Raw genomic sequence first — 21,253 nt, forward strand, 5'->3', positions numbered from 1 at the left:
TAGCTAGCCTTCAATCCATAACGCAAGGTGGGTCGCAAGACCCGCCTTTCCCAAGGTCGATGGCCATCGGGTTTGGGAAAGGTTGACTCTGCGTGTGAACCTTTGTTGTGTGTGTTTTGTCTGTTTTTCATCACTTGAGACCCCGCCCCGTGCGGGGCTTTTTTTGACCAGGATCTCTGCAATTTCTCCCGTTTCGCCGTTTTTGGTGCGCCAATGACCCGAATTGGCCAAATTCAGGTTGAGGCAGGGCGCGTAATGAGGGATCATACCCGGCTTGACGGCGGGGGTATGAGGGTGCCAGCCGGCACAACGTCCGCCAGTGACGCATTTTTGAGGTGAGCCATGAGTCAGGCGAACAGCCCAACTAACTTTATTCGTCAGATCATTGATGAAGATCTGGCCAGCGGTAAGCACAGCAGCGTGCATACCCGTTTTCCGCCGGAGCCGAACGGTTATCTCCATATCGGCCACGCCAAATCCATCTGCCTGAACTTCGGCATCGCCCGCGACTATCAGGGTCAGTGCAACCTGCGTTTCGATGACACCAACCCGGCGAAGGAAGACATCGAGTTCGTGGAGTCCATCAAGCAGGACGTCCAGTGGCTGGGCTTCCAGTGGAGCGGCGAGATCTGCTACTCCTCCGACTATTTCCACAAGCTGCACGGCTACGCCATCGAGCTCATCGAGAAGGGACTGGCCTATGTGGACGAGCTCTCCCCGGAGCAGATGCGCGAATACCGCGGCACCCTGACTGCCCCTGGCAAGAACAGCCCGTTCCGCGATCGCAGCGTGGAAGAGAACCTGGCCCTGTTCGCCAAGATGAAAAACGGTGAGATGGCCGAAGGCTCCGCCTGCCTGCGCGCCAAGATCGACATGGCATCCCCCTTCATGGTGATGCGCGATCCCGTCATCTATCGCATCAAGTTTGCCCACCACCACCAGACCGGTGACGAGTGGTGCATCTACCCGATGTATGACTTCACCCACTGCATCTCGGACGCCCTGGAGGGGATCACCCACTCCCTGTGTACCCTGGAGTTCCAGGACAACCGTCGCCTGTATGACTGGGTGCTGGACAACATCAGCATCGACTGTCACCCCCGTCAGTACGAGTTCTCCCGTCTGAACCTCGAATACACCGTCATGTCCAAGCGCAAGCTGAACCTGCTGGTGACCGAGGGGCACGTCAGCGGCTGGGATGATCCGCGCATGCTGACCGTCTCCGGTCTGCGCCGCCGTGGTTACACCCCGGCCTCCATCCGCGAGTTCTGCAAGCGCATCGGTGTGACCAAGCAGGACAACATCGTCGAGATGAGCATGCTGGAAGCCTGCATCCGCGACGATCTCAACGAGAACGCCCCGCGCGCCATGGCCGTGCTGCACCCGGTGAAGGTGGTGATCGAGAACCTGGCGGCCGATGAGGTGCTGACCGCCCCTGCGCACCCGAACAAGCCGGAGATGGGGACCCGTGAGCTGCATTTCTCCCGCGAAATCTTCATCGACGAGGCGGACTTCAAAGAGGAAGCCAACAAGCAGTTCAAGCGTCTGGTGCTGGGCAAGGAAGTGCGCCTGCGCAACGCCTACGTCATCAAGGCCGAACGGGTCGAGAAGGATGCGGACGGCAAGGTCACCTGCATCTACTGCTCTTACGACCCCGAGACCCTGGGCAAGGATCCGGCGGACGGCCGCAAGGTGAAAGGGGTGATCCACTGGGTCAGCGCCACTCACTCCCTGCCGGCCGAAGTGCGTCTCTACGACCGTCTGTTCAAGGTGCCGAACCCGGGCGCCGAGGATGACTTCGAAGCGGCTCTGAATCCGGAATCCCTGGTGATCATCGAAGGGGCCCGGGTGGAAGCTTCCCTGAAGGATGCCAAGCCGGAGTTTGCCTACCAGTTCGAGCGTGAAGGTTACTTCTGCGCCGACAACAAGCTCTCCAGCGCCGAGCGCCTGGTGTTCAACCGCACCGTGGCCCTGCGTGACGTCTGGGGCAAGGCCGAGGTCTGATAGAAGAGGGCAGGGGAAACCCTGCCGCTTCTGGTCCGGATTGCGGACACAAAAAAGCCAGCATGATGCTGGCTTTTTTATTGCGCTGACCCGGCCGAATCAATCGTCGTGCTTGCAGTCACCGTTGGCGCAGTGGCCATACAGGTAGAGGCTGTGGTTGGTCAGGCGGATGTTGTGCGCCTTGGCGATGTCGCGCTGGCGCTGTTCGATCACCTCGTCGGAGAACTCGATCACCTTGCCGCAGTCGAGGCAGACCAGGTGGTCGTGGTGCTCCTGGGTGGCCAGCTCGAACACCGACTTGCCCCCTTCGAAGTGGTGGCGGGTGACGATACCGGCATCATCAAACTGGTTGAGAACGCGATAAACGGTAGCGAGACCAATCTCCTCGCCCTGATCGATCAGCCGTTTGTACAGATCTTCCGCACTGGTGTGCTGGCAGTCCGGCTGTTGCAGGATTTCCAGGATCTTGACACGGGGCAAGGTGATCTTGAGCCCGGCCTTTTTTAACGCTTGGTTGTTGTCTGCCATTTCTATTTATTCGCATTCTCGAAGGTGTGGTTATTCTGATTGACTGCCGCTGTAATGGCAACCACGAACTCGCTTGGCCTGTCATTATAGGTCGTAGCCAAGTTAAAAATAAACCCAGCAATTCAAGGGCTTTAGCTCATCAAGCCCGTCATGGGAATATTCAGGCCCGCTTGCTCGACCAGAGAATGTTGATACTATGTGACTTCTTTATAGTCTGGTCGGATGAGATCCATGGATTGGCTTTTCGGCAATGCCGCCTGGGTGCGCTGCGCCCTCAACGCCTGGCCCCCCTTCTGGGGTGCAGGCATCAAGATAGAAACCCTGAGCCCCGATTTTCGCTTCTGCCGGGTCACTCTCAAGTCCCGCTGGTGGAACAAGAATGCCAACCGGACCCAGTTCGGTGGCAGCATGTTCGCCATGACGGATCCCATCTACCCGTTGATGCTGATGGGCTATTTCAAGAACCGCTACTACGTGTGGGACAAGGCGGGCAGCATCAATTTCATCAAGCCGGGCAAGGGCAAACTGGTGGCGGAGTTCACCCTGAGCGACGCCAAGCTGGCATCGATCGTGGCGGCGACCGAGGGGGGGGAGAAGCACTTTCCCGAGTTCGAGGTGCAGGTGCAGGATGGCCAGGGCGAGCTGGTGGCCCAGGTGAAGCGCACCCTCTATGTCAGATCCAAGCCCCAGCACAGGGGTGGCTGAAAGCCTGCTGCAGATGCAACAAGGGCCCCGTCGGGGCCCTTGTTGCATGAAGAGGGAGGGAGATCAGATCACTCCAGCTCGCCCAGGCACATCTCTTCGTGCAGCTGTTTGCACCAGCCCTTGACGCGCTCGGCAGTCAGCTCGGGTTGGCGATCTTCGTCGATGCCCAGGCCCACGAAGTGCTTGTCATCCACCAGCGCCTTGGAGGCTTCGAACTCGTAGCTCGCGGTCGGCCAGTGGCCGATGATGATGGCGCCCTTGGCTTCGACGATGTCACGCAGGGTGCCCATGGCGTCGAGGAAGTACTCGGCATAGTCTTCCTGATCGCCGCATCCGAAGATGGCCACCAGCTTGTTGTTGAAGTCGATCTCTTCGAGTTCGGGGAAGAAGTCGTCCCAATCGGCCTGGGCTTCGCCGTAGTACCAAGTCGGGATGCCGAACATCAGCAGATCGAAGCTGTCGATGTCGGCCTTGCTGCTCTTGGCAATGTCACGGACTTCAATCAGTTGTTTGCCCAGTTCTTTCTGGATCATCTTGGCGACAGCTTCGGTATTACCGGTATCGCTGCCGAAAAACAGACCTACACTAGCCATAGTGTTTCGTTACCCGTATCTGGTGTTGATGCTTGACGGTTCAGATTGCGATGCCTGCTGCATGAGCAGACTCGATCTGTTGCTTCAGGATAGATTGGATCAGCTCGGCTCGGCTGACGTTCTGTTGCAGCGCAAGTTGGTTCAGGCGCTCCAGCAACTCGGCTTCCACCTTTAACTCGACCCGTTTCAGCCCGTTCTCACGATCGCGCTTGAGCTGGTTGCGCTTGTTGATCTTGAGCTGGGTCTCGCGGGGGAGTGGATTGGTCTTTGGCCTGCCGGGGCGCTTCTCAGTTGCGAACAGATCCAGTGTTGTTCGATCAGTTTGCTGTTTGGCCATACATCACAGATGAAAAGTAGTTAGCCGATCCCTGAGCCTTCCCAGCCCATTTCGATCAGCCCCTTGGCGACAAAACCCGCGCAACCCAGAAACAGCACCAGCCAGACGATGAAGCGGCCGAAGCGGGGCACATTGCCCCGTTTGAGCACGTCCTGAATGGCCAGACCAATCAGCAGGAAGATGGCCACGAAGAACAGTTTCAGGCCCAGACTCTCGATGAGATCGATGTGTTCACTCAGCATGGATTGCGCGCACTCCTTAAGACGGGCGCACTATATCACAAAGGATTTGAAACTGTTAACCGCCTGTCGACAGGAAATCCACAACCAGTTTGTTGAACAAAACCGGCTTTTCCGCGTGCAGCCAGTGACCCGTGCCGGCGATGACGCGGGCCTTGGCGGCCGGGAACTGGGCCATCGCGGCCCCGGTGTATTCGGGCAGCATATAGTCGGAGTCGCCCCCCTTGATGAAGAGTGTCGCGCCTTCGAAGCGGCGTTCATCGTCAGGCCAGCCCATGATGTTGGCGTAGTTGCGCTCAAGGGCCGGCACGTTGAAACGCCACCCCCATCCAGACTCCCCTTTGGCGAAGGATTTGAGCAGGAACTGGCGCACCCCGGCGATCTCGATGTACTCGGCCAGCATGGCTTCCGCCTCGCTGCGGCTCTGGGGGGGCGTGGCCAGCGTGGCATTGAGCCCGGCAAACACGTTCTTGTGGCGGGCGTGGGGATAGGCCACCGGGGCGATGTCCGCCACTACCAGCTTGCTGACCCTGTGAGGGGCCTGCTTGGCGACCTGCATGGCGACCTTGCCCCCCATGGAGTGACCCACCAGGGCCACCTGTTCAAGTCCAAGATGGTCCAGCAGGGCCAGGATGTCCTCAGCCTGGGACGGGTAGCTCATCTCGTCCGAGTGAAAGGAGGCGCCGTGATTGCGTAGATCGACGCTGATGACCCGGTATTGTTCGCTGAGGGGGCGTGCCAGCAGGCCGAGGTTGTCCAGGCTGCCAAAGAGGCCATGGATCAGTACGATAGTCGGGCCTTCGCCCTGTTCCTTGAAGTTCAATCGTGGGTATTGTTGCAAAATGACACCTTATCGGTCGTGGGCTCTATCGCCATAATTTTTAACACACTGAAAGAAAAGGATTTCATTCCTGGTGGGGGATTTTTTTGTGGTTTTTTTTCAAAAATATCTCCCCGGGATCGGCTATCAGTGCGGGGGATCACACACTTGGCCCGTCATTATGCCGTATTCTCAAGGAGATTCATGCACATCTGTCCGCCCCTTGCTTGGGCTGCCGGGTCTGCCTATGTATAATCGCCGCATCCGAATTTCGACGAGTCCAGCGCATCCCTATGAAAACCATCGAGCTTGATGACGATCTCTACTTCTTTATCGCGAGCCAGACCCGGCACATCGGCGAGAGTGCGTCCGATATCCTGCGTCGCCTGCTGGAGCAACCCGCCCAGGCCGGCACGGCAACCGTGGCGGCCGCGCCTGCGATGCAACCGCAACCCGTGGCCGATGCCATGGGGCTGGAGGCACTGCTGGATTCCGGCGAGCTGCAGAAAGAAGAGAAGTCCATCAACCGCTTCATGCTGGTATTGAGCACCCTCTATCGGGACAACCCGGAAGGCTTCACCCAGGCGACCGAGATAAAAGGGCGCAAGCGCGTCTACTTCTCCCGTGACCCGGAAGCGCTGCGTGCCAGTGGCAGCACCACCAAGCCCAAGCCGGTACCGGAGACCCCGTTCTGGGTGATCACCAATACCAATACCAGCCGCAAGCAGAACATGGTGGCCCAGCTCATGAACAGCATGGGTTATGACGAGGATCTGACGGCTCGGGTGTGCGGCGCCGTTTAACCCATCAACGACTTCAGGCCTTGCCGGGCAAGGCTCAGCTCAAGGAAAACGCCATGGCACAGCATTCCCACGCCGGTCAGCCGGCTCGTCTTTGCGATCTGACCAACATTCCCCGTCTGGTCAGCGCCTACTACCTCAACAAGCCGGACATGAGCCGCCCTGAGCAGCGGGTCGCCTTTGGCACCTCCGGTCACCGCGGCAGCGCCCTGCACAGCGCCTTCACCGAATCCCACATTCTGGCGGTGACCCAGGCGCTGGTGGAGTACCGCCAGCAGGCCGGTATCACGGGGCCGCTGTTCGTCGGCATGGATACCCATGCGCTGTCCGAATCCGCCTTTGCCAGCGCGGTGGAAGTGCTGGCGGCCAACGGTGTCGAGACCCGCATTCAGGCCGGCCTCGGCTTCACGCCGACCCCGGTCATCTCCCATGCCATCCTGCGCCACAACGCAGGCAAACCCGTGGCCCAGGCGGACGGCGTGGTGATCACCCCGTCCCACAACCCGCCGGAAGACGGTGGCTTCAAATACAACCCGCCCCACGGCGGTCCTGCCGAAGGCGAGATCACCAAGTGGGTGGAAGACCGCGCCAACGCGATCCTGGAAGCGGGCCTGGCCGGTGTGAAGCGGATGCCGTTTGCCGAGGCTCTCAAGAGCCCGTTCGTGGTGGAACACGACTATGTCACCCCTTATGTGGATGATCTCGAGAACGTGCTGGATCTGGCCGCCATCAAGCAGGCTGGCATCAAGATAGGCGTGGATCCGCTGGGTGGCTCCGGCGTCGCCTACTGGGACGTCATCGCCAGGCGCTACGGTCTGGACATCGAGGTGGTGAACTACAAGGTCGACCCGACCTTCTCCTTCATGACCCTGGACAAAGACGGCAAGATCCGGATGGACTGTTCCAGCCCGTTCGCCATGGCGAGCCTGATTGCCCTGAAAGACAAGTTCGACATCGCCCTTGGCAATGACCCTGACTACGACCGTCACGGCATCGTCACCAAGGCGGGCCTGATGAACCCGAACCACTATCTGGCGGTGGCCATCCAGTATCTGTTCACCCACAGAACCGGCTGGCCCAAGGGGGCGGCCGTCGGCAAGACGCTGGTCTCCTCTTCCATGATCGACCGGGTGGCCGGCGAGATCGGTCGCACCCTCAAAGAGGTGCCGGTCGGCTTCAAGTGGTTCGTGGACGGTCTCTACAGCGGCGAGTTCGGCTTTGGCGGCGAGGAGAGCGCGGGTGCCTCCTTCCTGCGCAAGGACGGTACCGTCTGGACCACCGACAAGGATGGCTTCATTCTGGCGCTGCTGGCGGCCGAGATCCTGGCGGTGACCGGCAAGGATCCCCAGGCCCACTACGATGCGCTCGAAGCCAGATTCGGCCGCTCCAGCTACCGCCGCATTGATGCCCCGGCCAACAGCGCCCAGAAGGCGGTGCTCTCCAAGCTGGATCCGGCCCTGGTGGAAGCCTCCACCCTGGCTGGCGAGCCCATCCTCGCCAAGCTGACCAAGGCGCCTGGCAACGATGCCGCCATCGGCGGCCTGAAAGTGGTGACCGAGAACGGCTGGTTCGCGGCGCGCCCCTCCGGCACCGAGTCCATCTACAAGATCTACATGGAGAGCTTCAAGGGGGAGGCGCACCTGGACCTCATCCAGCAGGAAGCCCAGCAGATCGTCTCCGCCGCCCTGGCCAAGGCAGGCGTTTGACCCTAACGGCAACAACCCATGTGAAAGAGGAGCCCTGGTGGCTCCTCTTTTTTTGTGTCGGGTTGACTGCGGATCAGCCGTTGTCGACGCTGCCGATGGCGGCCTTGCGGTTCTGCCAGCGCTTGAGGAAGGAGCGGGCCGGCAGCTTCATCAGGAAGAGAGAGAGCAGGATGATGCCGATGCCGAGCCACTGACGGCCATCCAGGGTTTCTCCCACCATCAGCACACCGCAGGAGACCGCCACCATGGGATTGGTGAGGGCCAGCATCCCCATCACCTCCGGGCCATGGCGTTTGAGTCCCCAGAGCCAGGCCCAGTAGGCCAGAGCCGTATTGAGGATCACCAGCCAGATAAGCCCGGGAGTGGCGTCAGCCCGGGGCAGGGGCATGGGGCCGGCCAGCCACCAGGCCAGCGGGATCAGCATCAGGCCGCCCAGCAGCAGCTGCCAGGCGGTCAGGGCCAGCAGATCGTCCACCGGCCAGCGTTGCATCCAGCGGCTCGACTGGCCGATGAGCAGGGTGGCGAGCAGGGCGCACGCCACGCCGACGGGATCCAGATTGGCAGAGGGATTGAGCAGCAAGAGCACCCCGACGAGCCCCATCACCCCCAGCAACAGCCACTTGAGCGTCGGTCTGACACCGTCTTGCAGCCAGGCCAGCCCCATCAGGATGAGGGGCAGCGTCGCTCCCAACGTACCCGCCACGGCGCCGGGCAGGCGAAACGCCGCCACGAACAGCAGGGCGAAGAAGGCGGTGATGTTGCAAAACGCCAGCAGGAACTGCCTGCTCCAGACGAGAGGCGGTCTGCGGGGATGGAGCAACAGCAGCAACACCCCGGCGGGGAGGGCGCGCCACACGGCCACCCAGTAGGGGGAGTAGTCGGTCAGGTAGAGACTGACGACGGCATAGGTGCTGCCCCAGAGCAGGGGGGCGAGCAGGGCGATCAGCAGCGGCATGGTTATCTCGTAACAAAGTATCTTTAAGTAAAGATACATTAGCCGCGAGTTGGTTTATTATCAAGTATCTTCATGTAAAGATAATGGAGCCCGAATGGAGAGTGATCATGTAGATCAGCTGCTGGCCCAGTGGGCCCGGCAGCGCCCGGACCTCGACTGCACCCCCATGGGGGTGCTGGGGCGGGTGGCGCGCATGGCGGCGATCGCCGGGCGCGAAGTGAGCGAGACCCTCAAGGAGTGCGGTCTGTTGGGGTCCGATTTCGATATCCTGGCGACCCTGCGTCGGGCCGGTGAGCCGCTGACCCCGACCGCGCTCTACCAGTCCGCCATGCTGAGTTCAGGGGCCATGACGGCCCGGCTCGACAAGCTGGAGCAGCGTGGCCTGATAAGACGTGAAGCCTCCCCCGATGACAGGCGCAGCCTGCTGGTCTGCCTGACGGAGCCGGGGCGGGAGCTGGTTGACCATGCGGTGGAACAGCACGTGGCGAACGAGCGCCGCCTGCTGGCCCCATTGAGCCTGGTCGAACAGGAGCAGCTGGCCGCCCTGCTCAAACGCTGGCTGCTGGAAAACGAATAAAAAAACGGGCCTGCGGGCCCGTTTTTGTTGGCATTGAGGCTGACTCAGTAGCCGCCTCTGGCATCCCTGACGGCAAGGCCAAGCTGCCATACCGCCATGGCGTAGTGGGTGCTGTGGTTGTAGCGGGTGATGGCGTAGAAGTTCGGCAAGCCGTACCAGTACTGGTAACCGGTGCCGACATCCAGACGCAGCAGGCTCGCCTCCTTGTGATTGCCAAGGGATCCGGTTGGGGTCAACCCGGCACCGCGCAGGGTGGCTACCGGGTAGCGGGTCTGGAAGCCGTGCTCATAGCCCGGAAGCTGTCCCTGACCGCGTACTGCCACCGGCTGCCCTTTCTCCCAGCCGTGGGCCTTGAAGTAGTTGGCCACGCTGCCGATGGCATCCACCGGATCCCACAGGTTGGTGTGGCCGTTGCCGTTGAAGTCCACCGCGTAGTTGCGAAAACTCGACGGCATGAACTGGCCGTAGCCCATGGCCCCGGCATAGGAACCCTTGGGTTCGGTGGGATCCATCCCTTCATCCCGGGTCATCACCAGGAAGGCTTCCAGCTCGCCGGTGAAGAAGTCGGCGCGGCGCGGGTAGTCAAATGCCAGGGTCGCCAGGGCGTCGAGAATGCGGGTTTTGCCCATCACCCGACCCCAGCGGGTTTCCACCCCGATGATGCCGACGATGATCTCGGGTGGCACCCCGTAGATCTGCTGCGCCCGGTTGAGTTCACTCTCGTATTCACGCCAGAAGTTGACGCCGTTCTGTACGTTGTCTGGAGTGATGAACTTGGCGCGGTAGCGGTTCCAGGCGCCGGTCGGACCGGTGGGCGGTCTGGTGGTGGGGGCCTGGGCGTCCATCAGCTTGATGATCCAGTCATAACGCTCGGCCTGGGCCAGTACCCGGTGCAGCTCGGCGCTGTCGAAGCCGTGCTTTTGCACCATCCGCTGCACGAAGTTGTCCACGTTGGAACGATTGGCGAAGTCCCCCTTGCTGACCCCGGGCTGGCTCACCTGCCCGTAGAAGGGTTTGCTCGGCGGCGTCTGGTTGATGAAGGCGCTGTTGGGTTGGGGTTTGACCACGGGCTTGGGCGCCGGCGTGCTGCTGCAGCCGTAGATCAGGGGAAACAGGGAGAGGACACAGACAAGGCGACGCATAGGGTTCTCGTGAGCCTGAAAAAGAGTGCCGTCATGGTAAAACATTGGCGTGCAGGCGCAAGTGCTCCGTGCCGGCGCGCCCCCGGGGATCCCGTCAGTGCAGGGTGTGGTAGCCGCTCCAGATCCGGGTCAGGGTCGTGATGGCACAGAGCAGGGCGAAACCGTAGGCCAGTGGCACGAAGGCGGCGGGCCAGAGGCACATGAGCACGAAGAGGGCGATGGTTTCGCTCCCCTCGGTGAGCCCGCCCAGATAGTAGAGGGATTTGTGGTGGTAGACGGGGCTCTCGATGCCCCGTTTGCCCGCCATGATGGCAAAGGCCAGAAAGCTCGATCCCGTGCCCATGAAGGCGAACAGCAGGGTGGCGGCGGCCAGGGCGTTGGCCGGGTCGGCGAGGGCAAAGCCCAGCACCACGGCGGCGTAGAAGATGAAATCCAGCGTGATGTCGAGAAACCCGCCGCAGTCGGTGATGCCCGTTTCCCGCGCCACGGCGCCATCCAGCCCGTCCAGCAGCCGGTTGAGCAGAATCGCCGCCAACGCCCACTGATAGCAGCCAAAGGCCAGCAGCGGCAGCGCCAGCATGCCGATGAGAAAGCCGGCGAGGCTCACCTGGTTGGCGCTCACCCCGGCCCGGCACAGTGGGAGGGCGAGCGCGGCGAGGGGGCGGCGGATAACCGGGATCAGGTGGCGATCAAACAAGGTGGTGCTCCTCTTCTGGGATGGCTGGGGGGATCAGCTGCAAGATGGTGCCCGGCGCGTCATCTTCGTCGTGGGTCACCAGAATGGCGGGGATGGCCAGTGCCTTGATCTGCGCGAACACCAGTTCACGAAAGGCGGCCCGCAGCGGCTTGTCGAGGCGGGAGAAGGGTTCGTCCAACAACAATGCCCTGGGCTCGGCCAGCAGGGCACGCAGCAGGCTGACGCGGGCTTTCTGGCCACCTGAGAGCGCCCCGGGCAGCTTGTCCACCTGAGCCTCCAACCCAACCTCGGCCAGCGCCTCGCGGGCCCGGGTCTGCCTTGCCGCCATCCCCTTGAGATGCGCCGGCATGCCGAACATCAGATTTTCGGCCACCGTCAGGTGGGCAAACAGCAGGTCATCCTGAAACAGGATGCCGACGCCCCTCTCCTGAGGGGGCAGCGGGGTGAGGCGACGTGCGCCGAGCAGGATGTCCCCGGTCAGCCGGATGGGCCCCCCGGGTGGCAGCACTCCCGCCAGCGCCGCCAGCAGGGAGCTCTTGCCACAGCCGCTCGGTCCCATCAGGGTGAGCACCTCGCCCGGGGCCACCCTGAGGGGAGGGAGCGTCAGCAGGGGGGCGCCGTCGAGGAAGAGGGTGAGTGCGGAGGTATGCAGCATCGGGTCAGGGCCTCAGAGCGGGGTTGATGCGCCGCGGCAGCCAGAGCGCCAGGGCATAGATGAAAAGGGGCAGCAGCAGTTGCAGCAGGCCGTAGAGCCCCGCCAGCCGCCGGTTGAGGCCGCTGCCGATGGCCACCGCCTCCGTGGTGATGGTGACGACCCGCCCGCCCCCGAACAGCAGGGTCGGCAGGTATTGGGCCAGGCTCACCGCCGCTCCGACACCGAAGGCGAACAACAGGGGACGGGCGAGCAGGGGACCCTTGACTCGCCACCAGGCCCCCCAGGGGCTGGCCCCGAGCGTGAGGGCCACCCGGGTGAGGCGCTCGTCGAACTGGCGATAGGGGCCGTGCAGGCAGAGATAGACGTATGGAAAGACGAAGATCAACTGGCTCCAGAGTACCCAGCCTGGGCCTATGCCAGTGAATCCCAGCCCGTCGGTCTGAAGGCGCAATCCAAACAGCAGGCTGGCCTGGGGCAGCAGCAGAGGCAGGCAGACAAGCCAGAGGGTGCGTGTGGCGCGGCGCGCAGGCAACGCCTCGAGGCAGAGCACCGCCAGCAGCAGGGAGAGCGCGGCGCAGAGCAGGGCCAGCCACAGACTCTGCCACAGCAGCGGGCCCAGGCTCGGCAGCAGAGCCTGCCAGTGGTGGCTGCTCCATTCGCTCGGCCAGAGGGCGGGAAAAGACCAGCGCCGGGTCAGGGACCAGAGCAGCAGGGCGGCGAGCACCAGCAGATTGGTCAGGAGCAGCCCCCACACGCCGATGCGGGCAATGAGTGCGGGCCAGGGCGAGGCGGGGGCGCGTCGCCCATCCAGCCAGCGAGCCTTGCCGAGGGTGAGGTGGGCCCGCTCCAGCAGCCTGAGGGCGCCAAGCAGCAGCAGGTTGAGGGCGAGCAGCAAGAGGGCGCCGCTGGCACTGGCGCCGCGCCAGGCGGGGTCGGCATCCTGATACCAGAGCCAGAGTCGCACCGCCAGGGGCGGCGGGGCATCCGGCCCCAGCAGCAGGGCGAGATCCACCACCGCCAGACCATAGGCGGCCACCGCGTAGAGGGGCAGTCGCAGGGCGGGCCAGAGGGCGGGCAGCAGCAGGCGCCACCAGATCCGGGGGGCACTGAAGCCGAGGCTGGCCCCCAGCCACTGCTGGCGCGCCACCTTGGCGGGATCCAGTGCCGCCAGCGCCATCAGCAGCAGGAAGGGGGTCTCCTTGAGGATGAGCACCACGATGAGGCCAAGCCCCCAGGGATCCTTGAGGGTTTGCCAGTCCGGGGGTTGATGGGTGAGGTCAAGCAGGGGGGCGACGAGGCGCAGCAGCCAGCCGGAGGGAGCGATCAGAAAGGCGATGCCGATGGCAAAGGCGACGTGGGGAAGCGCCAGCAGGGGGGAGAGCAGGCGGCGCAGCCAGCGCATCCAGGGACGCCCGTCCCCCTGGGCGAGCAGCAGGGCGGTGGCGCCGAGAGCCCCCAGGGTGGAGGCGCCCGCCACCCAGAGGCTCAACCCTGCGGAGTGCCAGAGTCCGGGCTGGGGGAGCAAGAGGGATAGATTGGCGGGGGCGAGCCCCTCGATGACCAGCAACAGCAGGCCCCCGGCGAGCGGGATTCCCAGCATCAAAAAGGGCAGCAGGAGGAGAAGAGGGGCGCGCACCTGCATGATGGATCAGTGGCCGTAGCGCTCGGCCCAGGCCGCTTCCAGCCGCGTCTGCCAGCTGGGATGGGGCTCTGCCACTCCCTTGAAGCGCAATGCCGGACGGGTCTGGCCTGGCAGCGCCTCCTGGCGCAGCACGCTGGGATCCCCCCAGAAGGCGGGGTCGCTCTTGCGCGCCTGGGCGGCGGGGCTCAGCAGGAAGTTGACCACCACCTTGGCCCCGGCCCGGGCGGAGGCATTGAAGGGGATGGCGAGGAAATGGCTGTTGGTGAGCGCCCCTTTTTCCATGGCGATGGCCTTGACGGTGGGGGGCAGGGTGCCGTTTTGCACCGAACTCTGGGCTTCCCCCGGGTTGAAGCTGATGGCCATGGCCAGCTCGCCGTCATCGAGCAACTGCCTGGTCTCGGCTGCGCCGGTGGGGAAGAGCCTGCCCTTTCGCCAGAGCGCGGGGTGAAGCTGGTCGAGCCAGGCCCAGAGAGGGGCGGTGATGCGAAGGAAGTCGGCATCGGTCGCCTCCCGATAGAGGGGCGCCGGATCCGGTGTCAGCTCCAGCAGGATCTGCTTGAGAAAGCTCGAGCCGTGAAACTGGGGAGGCTTGGGGTAGGTGAAGCGGCCGGGGTGAGCCTTGGCCCAGGCCAGCAGGGCGGCCGCCGAGATGGGAGGTGTGTCTACCTGGTCGTCATCCACCATCAGATTGAGCTGGCCTATGCCCCAGGGGGCCTCCAGCCCCTCGACCGGCACGGTGAAGTCCTCACTCACCGGCAGGGCGGTGTCCACCAGGACCATGTTGGGCAGCTCGTCGGTAAAGGGAGCCCCCAGCAGCCCCTGCTCCTTGAGCGCCTTGAAGTTCTCGCCGTTGACCCAGAGCAGGTCGATGGGGCCGTTCGACGTCTTGCCAGTCTGTTTGCCGGCCAGCAACTGGCTCACGCTCTGGGCGATGTCATCCACCTTCACCTGCACCAGCTCGACCTGGTACTGGCGAGCGATCTCCTGCCTGGCCCACACCAGGTAGGCGTTGATCTCGGGGCTGCCCCCCCAGGCGTTGAAGTAGACGGTCTGCCCCCTGGCGGCCAGCAAGGTCTGCTGCCACGATGCGTCATTGGCGTGGAGCGGGGAGGCCAGCAGCAGGGGGACAGCGGCTATCAGGGGACGGAGCAGGGCGCGAAGTCGGGTCTTGAACATGATGGTTGCCTCGTCAGAGTCAGGCGCCGCGGCGCCAGCGGTGATAACGGGCCAGCAGCGCCAGCAGGCGCCCGGGCTGGCGGGCACGGCGCCAGGCGCCAGCCACGTACTTGTTCCCCTCCATCAGGGTGGGGTAGGGGTGAACGGTGGCGAGGATCTTGCCAAGTCCCAGGCGGTGGCGCATGGCGAGAGCAAACTCGGCGATCCGCTCGCCGGCGTGAGCACCCACTATGGTGGCCCCGAGTATCCTGTCACGGCCCGGCACCGTCAGCACCTCGACAAAGCCCCCTGACTCGCCGTCGGTGATGGCTCTATCCAGCTCGGCCATCTCGAAGCGGGTCGACTCGAAGGGGATGCCTCGGGCATGAGCCTCTTTCTGGTTGAGGCCGACCCTGGCTATCTCCGGACTGGTATAGGTGGCCGCCGGCATGACCCTGTAGTCTGCCCGAAAGCGCCTGAACTGGCCAAAGAGGGCGTTGATGGCGGCATACCAGGCCTGATGGGCGGCAAAATGGGTGAACTGGTAGGGGCCGGCAACGTCCCCCACCGCCAGGATGCTGGGGTAGTTGGTGGTGAGGAAGCCGTCGATGGCCAGGGTGCCGTCGGGGGCCAGTTCAACCCCCAGCGCCTCCAGCCCGAAACCGCTCACGTTGGCCTCCCGGCCAAGGGCCAGCAGCAGCTGGTCCCCCTCAACCACCAGCGTCTCGTCCCCCCGGCGCAGGTGCAGCCGGATGGGCAGGTTGGTGTCTTTACCGTCCATATACCCGGCCGAGGTAGCCTGCCAGCCGAGGTGCAGGGTGACGCCGTCGTGCTCCAGCTGTGCGGCCAGGGCCCCGGCGACGTCCCTATCTTCCCGGGGCAGCAGCTGAGGGCCTTGCTCCACCAGGGTGACGGGGATACCGAGCAGGGCCAGGCTCTGGGCCAGCTCGCAGCCGATGGGGCCCCCTCCCAGCACCAGCAGATGGCGGGGGGGCTCGCGCAGTCGCTGCCAGAGGGTGTCGGAGGTGAGGTAGGGAACCCTGTCCAGCCCCGGCAGTGCGGGCACCCGGGGGCGGGCGCCGGTGGCGATCACGATATGACGGCTGGTCAGGCGCTTGCCGTTGACCTCCACCTCCCAGGGGGAGGTGACTCGCGCCCGCCCCTGGATGCACTCCACCCCAAGTCCTTCATAGCGCGCCACCGAGTCGTGGGGTTCGACCTCCTCGATGACCCGGGCGACCCGCGCCATCACGGCGGCGAAGTCGGCGCGGCTCTGGCTCGGGGTAAAACCAAGCTCCCCGGCCTTGCGCTGTTCAATGGCGAAGCGGGCGCTTCGGATCAGCGACTTGGAGGGGACGCAGCCGGTATGGAGGCAATCCCCTCCCATCCTGTGCTGCTCGATGAGGGCCACTCTGGCTTTCACCGCGGCGGCGATGTAGCTGGTGACCAGGCCTCCGGCGCCGGCACCTATCACCAGCAGGTTGTAGTCAAAGCGCGCAGGCTTGCGGTAGGGGGCGTGCAACCGGTAGAGGGCGAGACGGCGCTGCAAGGCACGCATCAGCCAGGGCATCAGGCCGAGCAGGGTCAGGGCGGCCAGCAGGCCGGGGGAGAAGAGGTTGCCTGTGCTGGTGAGGGTAGCCAGCTCGCTTCCCGCCAGCACGTAGACGAGGGTGCCCGGCAGCATGCCGAGCTGGCTGACCCAGTAGTAGGTGCTGACTCTGATGGGGGTGAGCCCCATCACCAGGTTGACCAGAAAGAAGGGGAAGAGGGGGATGAGGCGCAGGCTCAGCAGATAGAAGGCCCCCTCCTTTTGCATGCCGGCCTGAACGCTCGCCAGCTTGTCGCCAAAGCGTGTCTCGACCCAGTCCCGCAGCAGGAAGCGGGCGCTGAGAAAGGCCAGGGTGGCGCCGAGGGAGCTGGCAAAGGAGACCAGCAAGAGCCCCCACAGGATGCCGAAGACGGCGCTGCCCGCCAGGGTGAGCAGGGCCGCCCCCGGCAGGGAGAGGGCGGTGGTGAGCACATAGATCACCAGAAACAGCAGGCTGGCTGCGACAACATGGCGGTCGACCCAAAGGGCCAGGCGCGCCTGATGAGCCTGCAACTGGGTGAGGCTCAGATAGTGGTCAAGGTCGAGGGCAAAGAAGGTGCCGACCAGGACCCCCATCGCCAGCAACAGCAGCAGGCGTGCCCTGTTCATCCCTGCCCCTTGTCGAGGGGACTCTCGGGTTGCACCGGCAACTGGCAGAACCCCTGGGGAGCGATGTCGAGAGCGGCATTGAACTTGGCGGACATGTTCTGGAAGGCGATGAGGCCGGTGAGCTCCACCAGGGCGTCGTCATCGAACCAGGGCTTGAGGCGGGCGGCCTGCTCGTCGCTCACGCCATCCAGCCCGGTCATGGCCTCGGCATAGTCCAGCACGGCCCGTTCCCGCTCGTCGAACAAGGGGCTGTCGCGCCACCGGGCCAGCGCCTCCACCTTGTCGCTGGAGCCTGCCCGCTTGACGAGGGTCATGGCGTTGATGTCGACACAGAAACGACACCAGTTGAGCTGGGAGACCCGCACCGTCACCAGGGAGCGCAGCACGGGGTCGATGGGGGAGCGCTTGCGGTTGATGACGCCGTAGAGGGTGGCGACCGCGGCGAACAGCCTGGGGGAGCGCCCCCAGCACTTGCCCGGGATCAGCACCTGACCGTAGTTGCGTTTCTGCAGCCAGAAGAAGGGGCGGATGAACCAGTCGTAGGCCCGGTCCGGTTTGACCTCAATGCGCATCTTGTTCCTCTTTGAGCTTCTCCATCTTGGGCTTGTAGGCCCCGCCCAGACGCTCGTTCAACCGATTCAGGAAATCGATGATCCGTGCCCGGTTGACCCCCAGATCGCTGCGCCCCTGGCGCGAGGCGGAGCGCATGTCGATACGGGTCTCTTTGGGCCCGGCAAAGACCCGCAGGGCCACGTCATCCTGAAACCCGAACCAGCCGGTGGTGACGACGGCATCGATACCCTCGCTGCCCGGGCGAACCTGCCAGCCCAGCTCCGTCATCAGTTCCTCGGCTTCCGCGAGCACTTCGACCGGGGATGCCCGGGTATAGAGAGGACCGGGGTTGCCTGGAAATAGTTGCAGGGGCGGGGGGGAGACCGGGAGATCCTCCGGGCTTCTGAGCAGCTCGGCCCACTGGAGCCGTGGCGGATGGTAGGGATCCGTGCTGACGTCGTTGGTGAGGGGGGAGCGCAACGCCTGGACGAGAAACAGCAGGGGCAACAGCAGGGGAGTTATGCCCCAGATATCCGGCCAGAGGTTGGTGGTGCGGCGATAGCGCCAGGGCAGGCGCAGCAGCAGCACGAGGCTGAGGAGGGCGCTGGCGAGACAGAGGATGAAGCCGAGCCACCAGGGCCAGAGATGGGCGCGGCTGCCAAGGGCCCCGCAAAGGGGCAATAGCCAGGTCAGCAGCGGCCACCACAAAGAGCTGTGCATATGAGGGATCCACGGGTCAGGATGGAACTATGCCCAGAAGGATAAACTTAATTGCCTGATAACGTTAGTAAATGATCATCAATCCCAGGCGTGCGGCTCAGAGAACCGATGGCCTCGTCGCCCTGGATCAGCTGCGATAGAGCACCTTGATGAGGTGGAAGCCGAACTTGGTGCGCACCGGCCCCAGCACGGTCAGCAACTCCCCCTTGAACACGGCATCGTCGAAGGACTTGACCATGTCCCCCTTGGAGAACTCTCCCAGATCGCCGCCACGCTTGCCGGAAGGGCAGGTGGAGAAACGCTTGGCCATCTGGCTGAAATCGGCGCCCTTGGCGAGCTTCTCCTTGATTTCCAGACACTGTTTCTCGGTCTTGACCAGGATGTGCTGGGCACAGGCTTTTTTCATCGGAATGCTCCTCGGCGAGGGGAAAGGGGGCGCAAGATTACTGCAATTGCGCCTCCGCGTCAGCCCCTCGGGCGCGAGACCCGGCTCCGGGGGCCGGCGGCCAGGGGGACCCTGGCCCGGGATTGCCAGAGGATCTCCAGCCCCAGCAGGGCATAGAGGCTCCAGATGGCCAGGGGGTTGAGCCAGTTGCCCCCCATCTGCAGGGTGGCCAGGGCTGCGCTCACCAGCAGCAGGACTATGCCGGGCAGGCGCCAGTGGGCAGACAGGGGAGCGAGCAGGGCCATGCCCAGCAGCAGGGCCAGGCCAAAGGGCAGATTGAGCGCAGTGAAGGCGAGGGCCTGCTGGCCGTTCATGCCGGTCAGCAAGGCCAGCAGGGCGCTGCAGCAGGCCAGGAAGGTGATGAACTCGAGTCGGTCGGCGATGTAGTCAGCCAGTTGTTCGCTACGTAGGTGCATGGGGTCTCTCCTGCGATGATTGGGATCAGTGTGGGACAGGCAGGAGCGCAGGGGCAGCGGGATAAATCGATTGAATTGAACGAAGCTTTAGTGCCATCTATTCAAGTGATTGATTTAAACTTATTTTCCTGTTCAATAGCAGGCAGGGCGGGGAAGAGGGCACGGAGCAAGTCGAGGGGGACGGGTTGACGAAACCCGCCGGATGCGGGGTGTCCGACAAGGGTTGTCGCGACGAGCCGGACCCTGCTGCCAGCCCAAGGCCGCCAGGGGAGATCCGGCGTGGCGGGGTCGGTGGTGGCGTTTTGTTCGCCCCTTGCCCGGATTGTGCGCAGTTTGGCTCCTCACACCCGGCTGGCTCCTTGCTGGGCCGAAGCGATCCCCGCACCGGGGGCGGCAGAGCGGCACGCAAAGGGGCCCCGAGCGTGGGATTTCGCCGTCGCGATTATGCTAGGATGAGCGGCACTCGCCCGGGATGAGTCTCGGTATCGTACTAAATAACACAATCTTTAAATCATGTTATTCGGGGAAAATGACGTTTGACAGGATGCTATCCTACTTTTCTCACCGGGAGCACTTCATCCGGGCGATCCCGTCGCCCCGGGCCCGGTCTCTTGCTGCTCGCCCTCGCTCTCTGGCTGATGGCGATGCCCGCCATGGCGGCCAAGTTGACCTACCAGATCAAGGGGGTCAGGGGAGAGCAGAAAGACAACGTCGAGGCCTACCTCAACGCCCTGCCCGTCTATCAGGAACGCCAGTACCGCCCCGCCCGCGCCAAGATCACCGAGAGCGTACAGAAGGCGCTGCAGGTCTATGGCTACTACCAGCCCAAGATCACTCTGAACCGCGACAAGAAGACGCCCGCCAAGGTGGTGATCGAGATTGAGCGGGGGGAACCCGTGATCATCTCGCGCCTCGACATCCTGCTGGAAGGGGATGCGGGGAGCGACGAGGTGTACAGCGAGCTGCTGGACAAGCTGCCCCTCAAGGAGGGAGATCCCCTCAACCACGGCAAATATGAATCCATCAAGGCGGATCTCGGCAGTCTGGGGCTGGCCCGCGGCTATTTTGACGCCAAGATCAGCAAGAGCCAGGTCAAGGTTTTCCCGGAACAGGGCAAGGCGGAGATCTACATCCTGTTTCGCTCCGGCCCGCGCTACCATTTCGGCGAGATCCGCTATGACGCGACGCCGGAGGCACTGCACCTTATTCGCCCGCTCATCAACATCAAGAGCGGCGACCCCTATCTGGCGATCCGTCTGGCGGAGATGTCCCAGGATGTCTCTTCCACCAAGCTGTTCAAGCAGGTGGACATCAAACCCCTGATCAGCCAGGCCGAGGGCAACCGGGTGCCGGTGCAGGTGACCCTCTCCAACCGGGTCGATCACGAGATTGAGACCGGTATCGGTTATGCCACGGACGTGGGGCCGCGCCTGAGTGCCACCTGGGAGAAACCCTGGGTGAACCGCTATGGTCACCGCCTCTCCAGCACCGCCAAGATCTCGGCGCCGGAAGCGGAGCTCAGCTTCGACTACCAGATCCCGGTGGGCAACCCGCTACGGGATTACTACTCCCTGCAGGCGGGCTATCAATACACCGACAACAACGACACCCGCTCCGATCTGGCCACCTTCGGGGTGCACCGCTGGACACGCCGACCGGAGAGCTGGGACAGAGACGTCTTTGTGCGCCTGGAGAACGAGCGCTACGTCCAGGGTCAGGACGAGGGGAACAGCCTGCTGCTGATCCCCGGCGTCTCCTGGTCACGGCTGCGGGTGCGCGGCGGTCTGGTGCCGGATTGGGGGGATCGCCAGCAACTGACGATGGAGTTCTCGAGCCCCTACTGGGGGTCCGATATCAGCTTCATGCGGGTGTGGGGGCGCAGCAAGTGGCTGCGCACCCTGGGCGAAGATCACCGTTTCCTGATGCGGGCCGAACAGGGGGCCATCGTCGGGGATGATTTCTCCCTGGTCCCCCCCTCCCTGCGCTTCTTCACCGGCGGCGATCAGACGGTCCGGGGTTACGGTTACGAGACCATTTCGCCACGGGGGGACGATGGCAAGCTGACCGGCGGGCGCTACGCAAGCGTCGGCAGCCTGGAGTACAACTACCGCTTCAGCGAGAAGTGGCTCGGCGCCCTGTTCGTGGACGCCGGGACCGCCACCGTCGACTACAGCGAGGCCTGGAAGATAGGCACCGGGGTCGGGGTGCGCTGGGTCACCCCCATCGGTCAGGTCAGGCTCGATCTGGCGGTGGGCATCTCCGAGGAGGACAAGCCGCTGCGGCTGCACTTCGCGCTGGGGCCGGAACTATGACCCGGCAACCAGGCGCACATCCTCTTCTTTCTCTTTTCTGGCCGCTGCGGCTGCTT

Annotated in this window: 22 protein-coding genes; 6 read left to right on the top strand and 16 right to left on the bottom strand. The window is 63.6% G+C overall.

All coding sequences use genetic code 11. The annotated features are described in order from the left end of the window. Nucleotides 1-342: 342 nt before the first annotated feature. Entirely contained in the window at nt 343-2,004 is a 1,662-nt protein-coding gene (gene glnS / locus PG896_RS08230; protein WP_139736996.1) for a glutamine--tRNA ligase, read from the top strand. 99 nt (nt 2,005-2,103) lie between these two features. On the opposite strand, the gene fur is transcribed toward glnS, so the two are convergent. Further along, nucleotides 2,104-2,532 (bottom strand): ferric iron uptake transcriptional regulator, encoded by a 429-nt coding sequence (fur, locus tag PG896_RS08235; RefSeq protein WP_010674102.1) that lies wholly within the window; start codon nt 2,530-2,532, stop codon nt 2,104-2,106. A gap of 231 nt (nt 2,533-2,763) precedes the next feature. Here fur and PG896_RS08240 point away from each other — a divergent pair, with 231 nt between their 5' ends. Further along, on the top strand, nt 2,764-3,237 hold the full coding sequence (locus PG896_RS08240; protein ID WP_010674103.1) for a DUF4442 domain-containing protein: 474 nt from the start codon (nt 2,764-2,766) through the stop codon (nt 3,235-3,237). Between the two features lie 68 nt (nt 3,238-3,305). Here the strand turns inward: PG896_RS08240 and fldA are convergent, their stop codons facing one another. Genes fldA through PG896_RS08260 form a run of 4 tightly spaced genes read right to left on the bottom strand, consistent with a single transcriptional unit; the run spans nt 3,306 to nt 5,229 of the window. Further along, nucleotides 3,306-3,830 (bottom strand): flavodoxin FldA, encoded by a 525-nt coding sequence (gene fldA / locus PG896_RS08245; protein WP_010674104.1) that lies wholly within the window; start codon nt 3,828-3,830, stop codon nt 3,306-3,308. A 40-nt stretch (nt 3,831-3,870) separates the two neighbouring features. Then, the gene (gene ybfE, locus PG896_RS08250; protein WP_005325670.1) at nt 3,871-4,167 is read right to left on the bottom strand and encodes a LexA regulated protein; all 297 of its coding nucleotides are present in this window, start codon (nt 4,165-4,167) and stop codon (nt 3,871-3,873) included. Between the two features lie 20 nt (nt 4,168-4,187). Next, entirely contained in the window at nt 4,188-4,409 is a 222-nt protein-coding gene (locus PG896_RS08255) for a DUF2788 domain-containing protein (RefSeq protein WP_010674106.1), read from the bottom strand. Between the two features lie 55 nt (nt 4,410-4,464). Further along, nucleotides 4,465-5,229 (bottom strand): alpha/beta fold hydrolase, encoded by a 765-nt coding sequence (locus PG896_RS08260; protein ID WP_109112016.1) that lies wholly within the window; start codon nt 5,227-5,229, stop codon nt 4,465-4,467. 290 nt (nt 5,230-5,519) lie between these two features. On the opposite strand from PG896_RS08260, the gene seqA reads away from it, so the two are divergent. Then, on the top strand, nt 5,520-6,029 hold the full coding sequence (gene seqA / locus PG896_RS08265; protein ID WP_010674108.1) for a replication initiation negative regulator SeqA: 510 nt from the start codon (nt 5,520-5,522) through the stop codon (nt 6,027-6,029). A gap of 53 nt (nt 6,030-6,082) precedes the next feature. Then, nucleotides 6,083-7,732 carry a phosphoglucomutase (alpha-D-glucose-1,6-bisphosphate-dependent) gene (pgm, locus tag PG896_RS08270; RefSeq protein WP_010674109.1) on the top strand — a complete coding sequence of 550 codons (1,650 nt, stop codon included), beginning with the start codon at nt 6,083-6,085 and terminating at the stop codon, nt 7,730-7,732. A 73-nt stretch (nt 7,733-7,805) separates the two neighbouring features. Here pgm and PG896_RS08275 read toward each other — a convergent pair whose 3' ends face one another. Then, nucleotides 7,806-8,687 carry a DMT family transporter gene (locus PG896_RS08275; protein WP_202043974.1) on the bottom strand — a complete coding sequence of 294 codons (882 nt, stop codon included), beginning with the start codon at nt 8,685-8,687 and terminating at the stop codon, nt 7,806-7,808. Between the two features lie 94 nt (nt 8,688-8,781). Here PG896_RS08275 and PG896_RS08280 point away from each other — a divergent pair, with 94 nt between their 5' ends. Further along, the gene (locus PG896_RS08280) at nt 8,782-9,264 is read left to right on the top strand and encodes a MarR family winged helix-turn-helix transcriptional regulator (RefSeq protein ID WP_119196808.1); all 483 of its coding nucleotides are present in this window, start codon (nt 8,782-8,784) and stop codon (nt 9,262-9,264) included. A 44-nt stretch (nt 9,265-9,308) separates the two neighbouring features. On the opposite strand, the gene mltB is transcribed toward PG896_RS08280, so the two are convergent. The 10 genes from mltB to PG896_RS08330 form a co-directional block, all read right to left on the bottom strand. Beyond that, complete coding sequence (gene mltB / locus PG896_RS08285) at nt 9,309-10,406, bottom strand: lytic murein transglycosylase B (RefSeq protein WP_010674112.1); 1,098 nt, start codon at nt 10,404-10,406, stop codon at nt 9,309-9,311. 94 nt (nt 10,407-10,500) lie between these two features. Continuing rightward, nucleotides 10,501-11,103 carry a CDP-alcohol phosphatidyltransferase family protein gene (locus PG896_RS08290; protein WP_161469602.1) on the bottom strand — a complete coding sequence of 201 codons (603 nt, stop codon included), beginning with the start codon at nt 11,101-11,103 and terminating at the stop codon, nt 10,501-10,503. Further along, nucleotides 11,096-11,758 carry an ATP-binding cassette domain-containing protein gene (locus tag PG896_RS08295; protein ID WP_171864868.1) on the bottom strand — a complete coding sequence of 221 codons (663 nt, stop codon included), beginning with the start codon at nt 11,756-11,758 and terminating at the stop codon, nt 11,096-11,098. Before PG896_RS08295 ends, PG896_RS08290 begins: the two co-directional genes overlap by 8 nt. A gap of 4 nt (nt 11,759-11,762) precedes the next feature. After that, complete coding sequence (locus tag PG896_RS08300; protein ID WP_171864869.1) at nt 11,763-13,400, bottom strand: ABC transporter permease; 1,638 nt, start codon at nt 13,398-13,400, stop codon at nt 11,763-11,765. A gap of 6 nt (nt 13,401-13,406) precedes the next feature. Then, nucleotides 13,407-14,576 carry an ABC transporter substrate-binding protein gene (locus PG896_RS08305; protein ID WP_161469599.1) on the bottom strand — a complete coding sequence of 390 codons (1,170 nt, stop codon included), beginning with the start codon at nt 14,574-14,576 and terminating at the stop codon, nt 13,407-13,409. Nucleotides 14,577-14,595: 19 nt separating this feature from the next. Continuing rightward, nucleotides 14,596-16,752, bottom strand: coding sequence for an FAD-dependent oxidoreductase (locus tag PG896_RS08310; RefSeq protein WP_244812368.1), 2,157 nt, complete (start codon nt 16,750-16,752; stop codon nt 14,596-14,598). Beyond that, entirely contained in the window at nt 16,749-17,324 is a 576-nt protein-coding gene (locus PG896_RS08315) for a carboxymuconolactone decarboxylase family protein (RefSeq protein ID WP_244812369.1), read from the bottom strand. Before PG896_RS08315 ends, PG896_RS08310 begins: the two co-directional genes overlap by 4 nt. After that, complete coding sequence (locus PG896_RS08320; protein WP_119196805.1) at nt 17,314-18,024, bottom strand: DUF1499 domain-containing protein; 711 nt, start codon at nt 18,022-18,024, stop codon at nt 17,314-17,316. The genes PG896_RS08315 and PG896_RS08320 overlap by 11 nt, the downstream gene beginning before the upstream one ends. 127 nt (nt 18,025-18,151) lie before the next feature. Beyond that, entirely contained in the window at nt 18,152-18,430 is a 279-nt protein-coding gene (locus tag PG896_RS08325) for a peptidylprolyl isomerase (RefSeq protein ID WP_010674120.1), read from the bottom strand. A gap of 59 nt (nt 18,431-18,489) precedes the next feature. Further along, the gene (locus PG896_RS08330; RefSeq protein WP_043154193.1) at nt 18,490-18,885 is read right to left on the bottom strand and encodes a hypothetical protein; all 396 of its coding nucleotides are present in this window, start codon (nt 18,883-18,885) and stop codon (nt 18,490-18,492) included. 536 nt (nt 18,886-19,421) lie between these two features. Here PG896_RS08330 and tamA point away from each other — a divergent pair. After that, the gene (gene tamA, locus PG896_RS08335; protein WP_042017328.1) at nt 19,422-21,197 is read left to right on the top strand and encodes an autotransporter assembly complex protein TamA; all 1,776 of its coding nucleotides are present in this window, start codon (nt 19,422-19,424) and stop codon (nt 21,195-21,197) included. The last annotated feature ends 56 nt before the right edge of the window (nt 21,198-21,253 follow it).

It is taken from the genome of Aeromonas sp. QDB30 (assembly GCF_027707645.1).
GTDB lineage: Bacteria > Pseudomonadota > Gammaproteobacteria > Enterobacterales > Aeromonadaceae > Aeromonas > Aeromonas caviae.